The 14695-nt window shown below is 53.7% G+C and carries 9 protein-coding genes; all 9 read left to right on the top strand.

The features are described from left to right. The coding region (locus tag L9W92_RS04345) for an Ig-like domain-containing protein (protein ID WP_240082518.1) at positions 1-2513 on the top strand (2513 nt) is incomplete at its 5' end. Between the two features lie 150 nt (positions 2514-2663). After that, complete coding sequence (locus L9W92_RS04340) at positions 2664-3944, top strand: Ig-like domain-containing protein (protein ID WP_240082517.1); 1281 nt, start codon at positions 2664-2666, stop codon at positions 3942-3944. Positions 3945-4020: 76 nt separating this feature from the next. Then, complete coding sequence (locus L9W92_RS04335) at positions 4021-4335, top strand: DUF2149 domain-containing protein (RefSeq protein WP_240082516.1); 315 nt, start codon at positions 4021-4023, stop codon at positions 4333-4335. Positions 4336-4421: 86 nt separating this feature from the next. Beyond that, complete coding sequence (locus tag L9W92_RS04330; RefSeq protein ID WP_240082515.1) at positions 4422-6287, top strand: S-layer homology domain-containing protein; 1866 nt, start codon at positions 4422-4424, stop codon at positions 6285-6287. 103 nt (positions 6288-6390) lie between these two features. Then, entirely contained in the window at positions 6391-6924 is a 534-nt protein-coding gene (locus tag L9W92_RS04325) for a molybdopterin-dependent oxidoreductase (RefSeq protein WP_240082514.1), read from the top strand. 22 nt (positions 6925-6946) lie between these two features. Further along, entirely contained in the window at positions 6947-8062 is a 1116-nt protein-coding gene (locus L9W92_RS04320) for a molybdopterin-dependent oxidoreductase (protein WP_240082513.1), read from the top strand. Beyond that, positions 8059-9537 carry a hypothetical protein gene (locus tag L9W92_RS04315; protein ID WP_240082512.1) on the top strand — a complete coding sequence of 493 codons (1479 nt, stop codon included), beginning with the start codon at positions 8059-8061 and terminating at the stop codon, positions 9535-9537. The genes L9W92_RS04320 and L9W92_RS04315 overlap by 4 nt, the downstream gene beginning before the upstream one ends. 59 nt (positions 9538-9596) lie before the next feature. Next, positions 9597-10814 carry an S-layer homology domain-containing protein gene (locus L9W92_RS04310; protein ID WP_240082529.1) on the top strand — a complete coding sequence of 406 codons (1218 nt, stop codon included), beginning with the start codon at positions 9597-9599 and terminating at the stop codon, positions 10812-10814. Positions 10815-10878: 64 nt separating this feature from the next. Then, positions 10879-14367 carry an Ig-like domain-containing protein gene (locus tag L9W92_RS04305; protein ID WP_240082511.1) on the top strand — a complete coding sequence of 1163 codons (3489 nt, stop codon included), beginning with the start codon at positions 10879-10881 and terminating at the stop codon, positions 14365-14367. Positions 14368-14695: the final 328 nt, after the last annotated feature.

Below are 14695 nucleotides of genomic sequence, written 5' to 3'. Positions count from 1 at the left end.
CCTATAGCTCCGACAACACGGCGGTGGCCACAGTCAACAGCAGCGGCACGGTAACGGCTGTCTCAGCCGGCACGGCCAACATTACCGTAACCACGGCGGACGGCGGCTACACCGCCACCTGCGCCGTAACCGTGCAAGATGTATACCCGGCTACAACAATGTGGCTCAACAAGGCTGTCGATACCATCACTGCCGGTGCCACAGACCAACTGACGGCAACCATCGGCACGACCGGCGCCAGCCAGAACGTGACCTGGGCCTCCAGCGATACGGCGGTGGCCACGGTCAGCGACACCGGCCTGGTGACGGCAGTAGCGCCCGGTACTGCCAACATCATCGCCACCAACGCGGACGGCAGTCTCAATGCCACCTGCGCCGTAACCGTACAAGCTTCGACAGTGGCGGTGACCGGAGTCAGTCTCGACAAGACCAGCGACACCATTACCGCCGGCGGCACAGACCAATTGACAGCGACCGTTGCGCCGGCCGACGCCAGCAACCAGGAAGTGACCTGGGCATCCGACAACACGACGGTGGCCACGGTAGACAGCACCGGCCTGGTGACGGCTGTGGCTCCCGGTACGGCCAACATCACCGTAACCACGGCGGACGGCGGCTTTACAGCCACCTGCGGCGTAACTGTCAACGCGGCTTCTGTACTGACCACACTTACTCTGAGCGGCAGTCCTTCTCTGACCTATGACAATGCACCTCCGACTCTTGATCTCAGCACATTGACGCTGGTTGGCGCTGATCAGGACGGGGCTTCATATGACATTTCAGGAATGACTGTCACCTGGGCAACCGTTGATGCTTCGGTCAGCAACTCCATATCCGGCGACATTATGACAATCTATCAGAGTGGCAACATTTTCCTGACTGCCACCGTCGGAGGGGTTACCAGCAATACGCTGCGCATACCCATCTATAACAGCGATGCCACCACCTCTGTGAATTTAGTAGTTAATGGCGGCAGTCCGGTAACAGTAACTGCAGCTCAAATTAATGCCTTAAATACCAGTGGTGTGCTTAGAGCCTTTTCGGCGACCAAATCCAACGGGGCGACTGTTTACTACACCGGGCTGGGCGCTTCATTGGCCGATATTTTGTCACACTATGCTTCAGTTAACAGCAGCCAAGTGCAAAGTATAGTTGTCAAAGCCAGCGACGGCTATGTTACGAGCTTTCCCGCAGCGCAAACACAGTTGTTTAACACGCGTTACTACTATCCTGCTGATGGAAGCGCGGCGCAACAGGTAGATACCATACTGGCGACCGCTGCACAGGGGTTTGTTACCAGCGATCCTAACCAGTTGGATACCGTAAACACCTTGCGGTTGTTTATGGGCCAGGCAAATGCAGGGGATAAAACAGCAAACTTTTGTGCGAAGTGGGTAAGTGAGATTGATATTACCGTAACAGTACCGGTTACCGGAGTCAGCCTTGATAAGAGCAGCGAAACCATCACCACAGGCGGCACCGATCAGCTGACAGCGACAGTTACACCGGCCGACGCCAGTAACCAGGAAGTGACCTGGGCCTCCGACAACACCGCGGTAGCCACGGTAGACAGCACCGGCCTGGTGACAGCAGTGGGAGCGGGCACCGCCAACATTACCGTAACCACGGCGGACGGCGGCTTCACCGCCACTTGTGTTGTGACCGTCAGCTCCAACGTTATCAGTATAAATGTCACCCCGGCCAGTACCACCCTGAACGTGGGCGGCACCCAGGCTATAGGTGTTACCGTTGACCCGGCCGACGCCGGTCTGAGCTACGCTTCCGACAACACGTCCGTGGCCACCGTCAGCGACGGCGGCGTAATCACGGCCGTGGCTCCCGGTAGTGCCATCATCATCATCACAGCCGAAAAGGCCGGTTACACCACGGCCACAGCGAGCGTGCTGGTGAACGTCAACACGAGTTCACCCACCGGTCAAACAGCCCCCGTCTGGCCCGCCGGCAGTACCGTAAACGCCGTTGTTTCCGCCAACGGTCAGAGCGTAACTCTAACCTGGAGCGCGGCCACCGATAATACCGGCGTAACAGGTTACCGGGTCTACCGGAACGGCACTCTGGCAACACCGGTGCCCGTGGACGGAACCAGCTGCAACGTTACAGGACTGACCGCCGGCACCCAGTATACCTTCCGGGTTACCGCCGGCAATGCCGCGGGCAACTGGACCACCACCGGCCCCAGCGTAACCGTAATCACAACCACACCATCCTCTGATCGGTCCGCTCCCTACTGGCCAACCGGCAGCAGCGTGACAGCATCCGGTGTTACCAATGCCGGTTTGACCCTGAACTGGTCCGCCGCCAGTGATAATGTTGGCGTGACAAGCTACCGGATTACGCGGAACGGCACTCAGATCGCCACAGTGGACGGCGGCACCAGCTACAATGTTACCGGCCTGGCCGCTAATACCAGTTACACCTTCCGGGTCACCGCCGGTGACGCCGCGGGCAACTGGAGCCGGAGCAGCGTTTATGTAACCGTAACTACTCCCTAGTCTGTGCTTTTAGCAGTACATCAATGAAATTCCCTCTCAGGCCGGCAACGGCCTGGGAGGGAGTTTTCAACCCCCTGTACAAATATGACAAAACAATGCATCAGCCGCTGCTATCATATTGAATACTTGATTGCGATGGAGTGAAGAGCAATGCAGTTGAGAGGATTGGAGTTAAAAACCAGGCTGTGGAAAGCTGTTGGCTTTGTGATGATGCTGACTATATTGCTCAGTCTGCGATGGTTCGCGCAACCGGGCATGGTCAGCGCCGATCCGTTTCATACAAGTGATCCGGCGACTTCACTTACCATCAGGGTCGGCTATTACGGAGGGCCTTACCATACGAAGAAGGTTTACACGCTCAGCGACCTGGAGGCGATGCCGCAGGTGGAGCAGGCCTATACTTTCATTGACAGCATGCCGGCGGTGGTTTTGGATTCGGCTAGAGGAGTAAAACTGACCGATATTCTGGCGGACTCCGGTATTGATGTCAACTCAGTGGAAGCGTTTTATTTTTATGCGACCGACGTTAAAAAAGGGTGGTATGAATGTTTGCCCAAGTCATTCCTGCTTGACACAGATCGCTACTATTATCCGAACCTCCCGACACACTGGGATTTTGAAACACAATCGGCCATACCAGGGGCGGTATATGGAGCGGTCCAGGTGGAGCCGATCATTGCCTTACATGATAATTGGAAACGGTTTGCTACTTACCCGGATTTTACTGTTCATGATACTTCAACCAGATTCAGGCTGTTGTTTGGCCAGAACGATACCAGCACCCGCACCGCCTCCAGATCGGCCAAATGGGTGCATGCGATTGAAGTTATGCTGGGCGGCATGCCGCCTACCGGCATCGTCCTCAACCAGGAGATAGCCAATGTTAAAGTCGGCAGCACGGTTCAGTTAACGGCGGCCATATTGCCGCCGGAAGAGTCCACCGATAGGAGAATAACCTGGAAATCCAGCGATACCAGTGTGGCCACGGTCAATAGAGATGGCCTGGTCAAGGTCGTTGGCCCGGGCACGGCTGTCATTACCGTGAGCACCGTAGTCGGCAATCTAACGGCCAGCTGCGTTGTAAACGGTCCGGAAGGCGGCGTTGATCAACTTGCTGCGTCCTCCGCCGGTGGTCCTCCAAATAACGTGGAGCGGGGTGATCAAACAGGGACGCAATTGCCGGAAACTGATCAGCAGTACCTGGAGGACAAGGAGGCAGCCGACACAGTTTCAAAAACCTCAAGGGTTTCTTTAGAGCGTTCGGGAAGCCAACCGTGGCGTGTATTCGAGATGTCGGCCGATGCTGTTCCCTTGCAGCAAATGAAGGAGAAAAACAGCATGGATATTTATGCCGCAATATTATTTGCAATCTTATTTCTTTTCGGGTCAGGCAGAGGATATATGGAATATGTGAGGGAGGAAACAAGGTGACAAATCCTACTATGACGCCGCCGGCAGATACGATGTGTGCGATTTGTAATGTAAAGCTTACTGGAGGTGTTTGGCTGTGAACGGGGGATTAAGGAGCAGAAGACGCGGGATGAAAGAAGACGATAGTCCTATGGAAGGAGCCATCAACATTGTCGATGCCATGCTGGTTTTTGCCTGCGGCCTGATGCTCTCTTTGATCATTCACTGGAATGTCGACCTGGGCCAGGGAGGAGAGCGCGTCGACCTGAATCGCAGCCAGGAGGTGACACAAGACCAGAACATTAAAGATAACTTGATCGAAACTCAGGGAGAGGGCGGTATTTATGAAAAAATGGGCACGGTCTACAAAGATCCCAATACCGGCCAGCTGTTTATGCTGACCAACCAATAATAGTAAAGAATTACACAGAGAGATTGCTATTGGCGGTGCACCGCCTGTTATTATGCACCAACTTGATAACATTTGGAGGGAGAAAAATGCAGTTGCGAAGATTGAAGTTAAAAGCAAAAGCACAAAAGATGGTTGCCTGCTTGGTGATGTTCGTAATGCTCAGCCTGCTGTGGATTGCGCAGCCAAATCCGGCCGGTGCCACTGATCAAAGTAACGATGGCTATCCGGCGGCGCAGCAACTTGAGGTCTGGGTTGGCTATAGCGGTGATGCAAGTAAAACCTATACCCTTTTGAAAACCTTTCAGCAAAGCGACTTGGAAGATTTGCCGGGGCAGGTGGAAAATAAGAAATATACTTTCATTGACAATTTGCCGTGTCCGGTGCTAGAAGTGGCCACCGGTGTCAGGCTGACCAGCATCCTGACGGCATGCGGTATAAAAGCTGACGATGTGACAAACTTCAGATTTTGGACGTCCGATGTTCCGAATTATCCCTATCAAACATTAACCAAATCATTCCTGCTGGACACTACGCGGTATTATTTTCCACACATAGCGGATAATTGGGAAAATGTTGAGAGCAGTTTTACTGACCCTACGGCCGGCTATACCGGTGATAACGAAATATATTTTCCCGACTCTGTGGCCGCCGCCGCCTACGCTGTGGAAGTACCAACGATCTTAGCGTATGAGGACCACTGGCAGCGGCTGGGACACGACGGTGAATCAGGTGCGGGCTCTTCCAGTCTGACTGCCGATACCAGGTACAGATTGGTATTTGGCCATCCTGGTAATCTTGCCAGTGAGCATCCGATTCATACCGCTTCCAAGTCAGCCAAGTGGATTTATCGGATGGATGTGACACTTAATAAAACGTTGAATTCCTCTTCCACGGTCGTTACAGGGGTTAGTCTCGACAAGACCAGCGTCACCATCGGCGTAGGTTCCACCGACCAGTTGACGGCAACTATCACCCCGAGTTCAGCCGCCAGCCAGAGCGTGACTTGGAGTTCCAGCGATACAAAAGTGGCCACAGTCGACAGCACCGGCTTGGTGACCGCTGTCGCCCCAGGTACTGCCACCATCACCGTGACCACGGCGGACGGCGGCAAGACCGCCACCTGCGCCGTGACCGTCCAAGCCGCAACAGCGGCCACAGGGGTTACCCTTAACAAGACCACCGCCACCATCAGCGTAGGTGCCACTGATCAGCTGACGGCAACTATCGCTCCGAGTTCGGCCACCAACAAGAGCGTGACCTGGAGTTCCAGCGATCCAGCAGTTGCCGCGGTCGACAGCAACGGTAAGATTACGGCTGTTGCCCCGGGCACTGCCACCATCACCGTGACCACGACAGATGGCGGCTTCACCGCCACCTGCGTCGTTACTGTTACGGACAAGAGTGTTCCGGTTTTCCAAAACCTGCCGGGTGATTTGAACGACATCTCCGGCCACTGGGCTGAAAGCAATATCAAAAAACTGGTAGCCCTTGGCGTCATCAGCGGTTATCCTGATGGTACCTTCATGCCTGACAGCACTATCACCAGGGCCGAGTTTTCCGTCGTTCTGACGAAAGCGTTCAAACTGACGTTGCAGGATGGCAAAGTCTTTGGGGACACCGCTGAACACTGGGCCAATAAATACATTGCTACCGCGGCTGCAAACGGGATCGTCAGCGGCTACGACGACAACACCTTCGGGCCGGACGACCCGATCACCCGCGAGCAGATGGCCGCGATGATCGTCAAGGCGGCCAAGCTTTCCTTAACGGCAGAAGAAAGCGAAATGCAGTTTGCCGACAGCGAGAGCATATCCGACTGGGCCAGAGACGCTTTAGCCATTGCGGCTGAGAGCGGAATTATCAATGGATATTCCGACAACAGCATTCAGCCCCAAGGCTTTGCGACCAGGGCGGAGGCTGTTACAGCTATTTTAAATGCGTTGAATCAATAAAGGTTTTTCACAAAACAACCCTGAAGCAGCCGGACATCCCGGTATACTTGCCGGGGTGTCCGGTATGCCTCATATTTTTTCTTAGTTATCCGGGAGGATTAGGATGGTTGAAACAAGTGTTGATACAAGTAAAAGCGCTAAATCGAAAAAGCGGCTTGTTTTGGGTATTATATTTTTGCTCCTGGTCATTGCTGTCTTCTCGTTTTTGAATCACGATAAAACCGGCCTGAAAGAAGGAAAACTGGTGATTAAGGCTGGTGACACCATATTAGGCAGTTTTACCATTGCCGACCTCCGGAAACTGTCGGCGGTAGAAAAAAAGATGACGATTCATTCCGCCCAGGGCAATACCGATAACTACTTTACTTGCACTCCGCTCCTGGCAGTATTGAACAGCATCGATCCGGCGCTGGCCCAAAATTACAAAAGAATTGTTGTGAAAGGCATTGATGGCTATACGTCCGGACTGGATATGTCTGAAGTGCTGCAGCCGGATAATGTATATGTTGTCTACGCTGATTATGGTAAACCGCTAAAAACAAAGGCCGGTGAAGATGGGAGCCTGCGCATCATAATATGCAACGATGAGTTTGGGCAACGCTCTGTCAAGTGGCTCGTAAGCATGGAATTACAATAACTGAAAAGGAGCGGACTTCAAAATGAAAAGCATTAAAAAATTATCTTTACTGCTGGTCATATTGGCGCTGATGGTAACCATGGCTGCCTGCGATAGTAAGAAGGACGTGCCGGCCAACGCTCCCGGCCCTTTCGATGATCAAAAGATTGTTGTAAGCGGATTGCTGGAACGAGATTTTGAAATAACCCAGGGCGACCTGAAAAAGCTGGCGGCGGTAACAAAACATGCTGAATCCACGCGGTCCAACGGAGAAAAGGTCATTGTCGACGCTACCGGCCCGTTGCTGGAAACTTTTCTAAAAGAATACGGAAAAACGCAAAAGGACTTTAGCCGCATCCGCTTCACAGCCGGTGACAAATATTCCATTGCCGTGCCGCAAGAGATCCTGGCTAGCCGCCTGGTTATCCTTTCATATGTTAATGACGGCCGGCCCCTTGAAGATGATTATCAGCCTGTCCGGATCGTCATTCCCGGTGAAAGAGCAATGTACTGGGTGAAAAACTTGATCCGCATGGACTTTGAGACAGGCGCCGACCAAAAGCCGCCCAATAAAGTGGTGTTCCTGGAAACAGCGGCAAAAAATCTGCCCCAGGAGGATTACCAGTATTACGACAGTGTGGATAAAGCTATTAAAACGCAGGACCTTATCGCCGAATATGCCGATATCAATGACACCGTAGTAGCTAATGTCTTTATGAAAGCCGGCGACGGCCTGCAGAAAAATGAAACCAAAGCAAACTTCCTGGCTGCTTTTATCAAAGTGACCGGCCAAGACCAGCCCAAATTCCTGGCGCCGCAGTTTCCCCAGGGCATGCATATACGTGATTTGCTTTATATAATATACGGCCAGACCGCCATCTTTGATTATACGGAAGGGAGCGCCTGCCTTCCCAAGCAGACCTTCGGAGATAAGGAAGGCATTGCTTTTTCGCAAATTTTCAAACAGACCGGCATGGCCGGCGGCAATAAATATAAGTTTACCAGCGCCGACGGTAAGAGTATTGTGCTGACCAATCCCGAGCTGGGCGAGGGAGGCTTGATTTATCAAAACGCCGAAGGAGCCGTGGCTTTCACCTGCACGGGCACGTCCGGCAAGCAAAACGTGGAAGACCTGCTCTCGGTTGAGATGTTGCAGTGAATAAAAAAGGATGGATTTTAAGCGCATGCCTGGGCTTGCTGGGGCTGGTGATTGGAGCAGCGGTAATGGGGGCTGTTTCATGTTCTCCCCGGTATATTCCGCCCTTGAAGGTGATTGGTGATGTTGTCAACAGTATTACCCTGCAGGACCCGAACGGGATGGGAAAGCTGGAAACGATTAGCTTACAGGGTAATAAATATAAAGCCGTTAAATTGGCTGAGATTATCAATAGGGCTCAGCCGGTGGCCAATGCCAAGCAGCTGTATTTAGTCGGTCTTGATGGATTCACATCGGCAATCAAGGTGGATGATATCGACGATTGTTATATATCTTTCTCCGCCAAAAATGGCTGGGAAGCAGTCAACCTCAAGCATCCCATCAGTAGTAACGCCAAACAGATCAAAGAGATCGTTGTCGTATCGGACGGTAGCACCAGGGATTTTGCCTTTAACGTCATCGATCCGGATAAGAAACTTGTTCAGATTACACCCGGTCAGTTGCTTGCCCGGCCGCTGACAGAATTTCCTTATCCGGAGGGGAAAGCTGTCATTCAAAACGATGGAAAAGAATATGAATCGCAAGTTTTTACCAAACGCAGGGTTTTCAAATTAAGTGATTTGACTCCGGTCAATGAAGGTGACAGCTTCCTGGTGCTGGATGAAAAGGGCGAGTACCGCCTGGTGGACAATGGAGGTTATTTTGAAGTAAGTGACAATCATATCAATTATTTGCAACCGGATACCAGGTCAATACTGGAAAAGGTAAAGGGAGTCATCGTTCGTCCCCCTGCCGCCGGCATTATGGATATCTACTACGATACCCGGCATTATCTTGATAACGGTGATAGAATTCTGGTGGCTGTCCTGGACGGACTTACTTACAACCAATACAGCTATGCCGTTGAAAACGGTTATGCGCCGTTTCTTGAGAACTATAGCATGGTCATAAAGGCTTCCGGAGTATATCCGCCGGCGGCCAATGTGAGTCTGGCCGCCATGCTAACGGGGAAAGAAGCGAAAGAGAGCTGTATTATCACTGCCGGTGACCGGGAATTAAAAGTCCCTTCGATTTTTGCCGAGGCTGTTAAGCTAAAAAAACAGTCGATTCTTCTGGAAGCTGATCAGAAGCTGCTGGAAACTGAAGTGCAGCCGGTTTCAGTCACTGATAAAAACGGCAGCGGCGGCGCTGATGACGAACTGTATGAAGCCACCCTGGCTAACCTTGACAAGGGCTATGATTTACTGATGGTCCGCTTTCATGGTATTGATGACAGCGGGGCGCGCTATGGTGAATCAGCTGAAGAAACCATGCAATCAATCAGCGCCGCTGATGAATACCTGAAACAAATTGTTAACAGATGGCCGGGCAAGGTCATTATCACCGGAAATCAGGCTGCCTGCACCAGCCGGCTGGTTGGGGGGGAAGCGCAATTCAGCAATGATGCCATGTTTGTGCCGTATTGGCGAGCCAGATAAATTCAGCCTGTATCATAAATACATAGATCTGCTGAAAGGGGAGTAGGGAATTGCGGCTAATGCGAACGAGGTTTAAGTTCGAGAGAAAAATTTTTGTCAGTCGCCTGATCACACTGGTTTTACTGGGCAACTTCTTCTGGCTGGTCCTGCCCGGCCCGGCCGGCGCCAAAAACGGAGAGAGCCCGCCGGCGGAGCAAACTGAAATGAAGGTAAACCTCACGGCGGCCAACAACGATGATGGATCTTCTGCTTCGCAGCAAGTTAATAATACGGCCACGGAAGTTACTGTGGCGCCCGGAGCCGGCGGAACAGTCAGCCTGGATGATGATATTTCGGTAAATATTCCCGCCGGAGCGTTAAGTGGAACAACCGGATTGAGCATCACCATCCGGAAAGTAAGCGAGCCACCGCTGCCGCCAACAGGTTTCTTACTCTTGGGCTCCGTCTTCGAGTTCACCGTGGGGGGTAAAACGAATTACAGTTTTGCGAAACCGGTTACACTTACTTTTTCATACAATTGGTCATCCCTGCCGGCCGGAGAAACTCAGACTCCGTCAATTTACTGCTATGATGAAGCGAATTCCAAGTGGGTCAGCCTGGGCGGCACTATCTCCCACAAAACCGGCGAAGTGGAAACCGTAGAAGTGGAAATTGATCATTTCACTAAATATGCCTTATTTGTCAACAAAGGAATGGGTGGCTTGCCGGTGACAAAAGCGCCTGATGGTCCAAGTCCCCAGGATGCTTTGAACGACATTTCCGGGCACTGGGCGGAAAACAACGTCAAAGAAATGGTAAACCGCGGCGTTATCAGCGGTTACCCGGACAGCAGCTTTAAGCCTGACGCGGTCATCACCAGGGGTGAGTTTGCCACCTTCCTGGTTAAAGCGATGATCAAATCACTGGGATACACGCTCGAACCCGAGAAGGTTTTTGAAGATACATCCGGGCACTGGGCCGGTACGTATATTTCAAGCGCCTTCTCGTATGGTGTTGTCAGCGGTTACGACGACAAGACCTTCGGGCCTGACGATATGATCACCCGCGAACAGATGGCCGTGATGCTTGTCCGGGCGCTTAAGCTTACTCCGGCGGCAGGAAACACCCAATTTGCCGACAGCGGCAATATTTCTGCCTGGGCTGGTGATGCCGTAGCCACGGCGGTAAAGAACGGGATCATGAAGGGATATCCTGACAATACCTATCAGCCCCAGTGCAGCGCGACCAGGGCGGAGGCCGTTACGGCTATATTAAATGCGTTAAACACGGTTCATTAAATGCTCAAGAAGACAATACGCCATAATTACCAAATGGCTTGCTTTTATAAGAAAGGGGATATAAATGCAACCAATACAATTAGTGTACAAACAAAAGAATAAAAAATTTTTAAGCTTCCTGGTCATTTTAAGCTTGCTCTGCAATTTCCTCTGGATGGCTCTGCCCGGACCGGCCGGCGCCAAGACCGAAAGCAATGCCCCGGCGCCCTATCTTGAGATCAAGACCGGCTATTTGGGTGGAACCTACACCCATGTGCAAACCTTCCAGCGCAGCGACCTGGAAGCGATGCAGCAGGTGCAGCAGGCCTATAGTTTCATTGACAACATGCCGTGCCCGGTGATAGATTCGGCGGTGGGAGTCAAGCTGACCGATATCCTGGCGGCCTGCAGCGTCGATGTCGATAACGCAGTAAACTTCAGATTCTGGACAACCGACAGCGGGAGCACTTATTATGAAACTTTAACAAAATCGTACCTGTTGGACACACCTCGCTACTATTTTCCGCACTTGGCTGACGATTGGAATGCCAATACCGGTGAAATAGCTTTTCCTGACCCGGTAGCCGCCGCGGCCGGCGCCGTTGAAGTGCCGACGATTCTGGCCATACGGGACAACTGGCAGCGGGAGTTTACCCCTCTCCAGCCTGATTTCTCAAATTTGGACGACACGAAGAGGTTCAGGCTGGTGTTCGGCAAGACCAATGATTTAGCTGCCGCTGCTCCGGAACATACAGCCTCCAAATCCGCCAAGTGGGTTTACCGGATCGATGTGACGCTGAACGGCACGCCGGTCAGCGGGGTTGCCCTTGACAAGACCAGCGACACCCTATGCACCGGCGCTACCGGCCAACTGACGGCGACCGTCGCCCCGGCCGGCGCAACCAACCAAAACGTGGCCTGGGCTTCCGATAACACCGCGGTGGCCACAGTCGACAGTAACGGCCTGGTGACGGCTGTCGCCCCCGGCGCCGCCAATATTACCGTGACCACGGCAGACGGCGGCTTCACCGCCTCCTGCGCTGTCACCGTGAGCAACGAAATCCCGGTGCTGACCACCCTCAGCTTAAGCGGCAGTCCCTATCTGAACTACGGCGGGACACCAACAGCCTATGACCTGAACGGCCTTTCGCTGACGGGTCAGGACCAGAACGGGGCGGCTTTTGATCTTACCGGCCAGACAGTTAACTGGTCAGTCATTTCCGGACCGGCTGCCGTATCCGGCAGCACCCTGACCATAACCGGCAGCGGCACAATAAATATCTCGGCAACGGCCGGCGGCGTCATCAGCAACACGCTCGGCTTGAACGTGAATGCGTCTGCCGCGGTGCTGACCACGCTCAACCTGAGCGGCAGTCCTTCCTTAAGCTACGGCAATACACCGTTTGCCTTTGATCTAGGCGGTCTTACCCTGGCCGGCAAGGACCAGAACGGGGATGACTTCAGCCTCGGCGGTCAAACGGTCACCTGGTCGGTCATTTCCGGACCGGCTGCCGTATCCGGCAGCACCTTGCTTATCACCGGCACCGGCACGGTAAATATCTCAGCCATGGTCAGCGGCGTCACCAGCAACACCCTGGGGCTGAACGTTTTACCAGCCAGCCTGCCCGGCGAGGTTATCCTGTCGTGGACGGAAGACCCCCAAACGACCCAGACAATTTCCTGGCGGACGGCCGATACCGCGCCGGAGATGGTCCAGTACCTGCCTGCCGCCGGTTTTAACGGCAGCTTTGACGGCGCCCTGGCGGCGGACGCGGCAGCAAGCTACCTCTACACTGATGATTATAACGACGTGTATCATGAGGAAGCGACTCTGCGCGGGCTAAATCCCAATACCAGTTATGTCTACCGGGTGGGCCGAGAAGGCGCCTGGAGCGAAACGGCGTCTTTCACCACCGCCGGCGCGGATAACAGTTTTTCTTTCCTCTATATGGGAGATGTCCAGACAGGTTATACAAATTGGGGAAACATGCTGAATGTCGCCGGTGCGGAAAACCCCGCCCCGAAGTTCGCTTTGCTGGGTGGCGACCTGGTGGATGACGGAGCCAACAGCTATCATTGGGAGCAGTTTTTTGCCGCCGCCACGCCGCTCTTTAAGCAGATCCCGCTGATGCCGGTCGCGGGCAACCATGACGACGTGACCGACACGCTGTTCTGGAACTCCTTTGCCCTGCCGCATAACGGGCCGGATGGCTATAAAGAGAGAGTTTTCTCCTTTGACTACGGCAACTGCCACTTTGTCGGCCTGGACAGCTGCGTTCTGACCGCGCCGGGCACTGACGCCTACAACAGTATCAGCGCCTGGCTGCTCAACGACCTCAACAACAGCGACAAGACCTGGAAATTTGTTTATTTACATTACCCACCCTATCCGGCTGTTTACGACAGCCACGCGGCAAACCTCCAGGCCAACTGGGCCCCTGTCTTTGAACAGTGTGAAGTGGACGCGGCTTTCGTCGGGCACCAGCATGTCTATATGCGGACTAAGCCCATTGAAGCCGGCCAGGTTGCCACTGACGGGAACGGCATCGTCTATGTCATGGGGAACGCGGGGACAAGTTATTTCGCTCCAGGCGACAACCTTGACTACATCGCCAAAGAAATCGCCTATGTCAGCAACTATGAGCTAATTAACATTGACGGCAACACATTTACCTTAACCACCAAGGATGCCAACGGACAGGTGATCGACAGCTATGTGATGACCAAGAATGCGGCGCCCATCACCTTAAGCGTGGAACCGTCCAGCGCCACCCTGGACGTGGGCGGTACCCAGGCCGTCTGTGTCACCACTGACCCGGCTGACGCCGTCCTGAGCTACGCTTCCGACAATATGTCCGTGGCCACCGTCAGCGCCGGCGGCATAATCTCCGCCGTGGCTCCCGGCAGCGCCACCATCAGCGTCACGGCCGAAAAAGCCGGTTACACCACGGCCACAGTGAATGTGCCGGTAACTGTGTACGCGGCGCCGTCCACCGATACTGCAGTTCCCGTCTGGCCCGCCGGCAACTCCTTAAGCGCCGCTGTTTCCGCCGACGGTCAGAGCGTTTCTCTTACTTGGAGCGCGGCCACCGATAATACCGGCGTAACAGGATACAGGGTCTACCGGAACGGCACTCCGGCAACACCGGCACCCGTGAACGGAACCAGCTATAATATTACCGGCCTGGCTGCCGACACCCAGTACACCTTCCGGGTTACCGCCGGTGACGCCGCGGGCAACTGGACCGTGACCGGCCCCAGCGCAACTGTAATCACAACCACACCATCCTCTGATCGGTCCGCTCCCTACTGGCCGGCCGGCAGCAGCGTGACGGCATCCGGTATTACCAATTCCGGGCTAACTCTGAACTGGTCCACTGCTAGTGACAACGTAGGCGTGACGAGCTACCGGATTACGCAGAACGGCACCCGGATCGCCACAGTGGACGGCACTACCAGCTACAGCATAACCGGCCTTAGCGCCAATACCCGTTACACCTTCCGGATCACCGCCGGCGACGCCGCGGGCAATTGGAGCCGGAGCAGCGTCTATGTGACCGTAACCACTCCCTAATCTGCGCGCAGTTGAACAACTTCCTCCCGGCCGGTAACGGACGGGAGGAAGATCCCAAACATCCATTTCAACCCGTTAATGACACAATAGAGTGGGCAATTGAACATGTTAGCTTGAGATTTACTTACGAGGAACCGGTACCCGCCATCCTCAATAAACGGCGGAGTGGCAGTACGGCGCGAGGGAATTTGTGCCGTTAAGGTTTTCTGGATGGTGAGATGTTGCCTGTACCTGGAAACAAAGAAGGGGGGATGTTTATGAACAACGGATGATAGCACTCATAGCTGGACAACACCGCAAAAACTATTGGCTATTATAGTCGGGCACA

This window comes from Pelotomaculum terephthalicicum JT (assembly GCF_022410535.1).
GTDB lineage: Bacteria > Bacillota > Desulfotomaculia > Desulfotomaculales > Pelotomaculaceae > Pelotomaculum_D > Pelotomaculum_D terephthalicicum.
The sequence above is the reverse complement of the archived record's forward strand: the minus strand, read 5'-3'. Positions and strand labels throughout refer to the sequence as shown.

Bases quoted from the DNA above. Each gene is read 5' to 3' on its own strand.
- L9W92_RS04340 (WP_240082517.1), top strand. From the start codon at position 2,664: ATGCAGTTGAGAGGATTGGAGTTAAAAACCAGGCTGTGGAAAGCTGTT.
- L9W92_RS04330 (WP_240082515.1), top strand. From the start codon at position 4,422: ATGCAGTTGCGAAGATTGAAGTTAAAAGCAAAAGCACAAAAGATGGTT.
- L9W92_RS04325 (WP_240082514.1), top strand. From the start codon at position 6,391: ATGGTTGAAACAAGTGTTGATACAAGTAAAAGCGCTAAATCGAAAAAG.
- L9W92_RS04320 (WP_240082513.1), top strand. From the start codon at position 6,947: ATGAAAAGCATTAAAAAATTATCTTTACTGCTGGTCATATTGGCGCTG.
- L9W92_RS04310 (WP_240082529.1), top strand. From the start codon at position 9,597: ATGCGAACGAGGTTTAAGTTCGAGAGAAAAATTTTTGTCAGTCGCCTG.
- L9W92_RS04305 (WP_240082511.1), top strand. From the start codon at position 10,879: ATGCAACCAATACAATTAGTGTACAAACAAAAGAATAAAAAATTTTTA.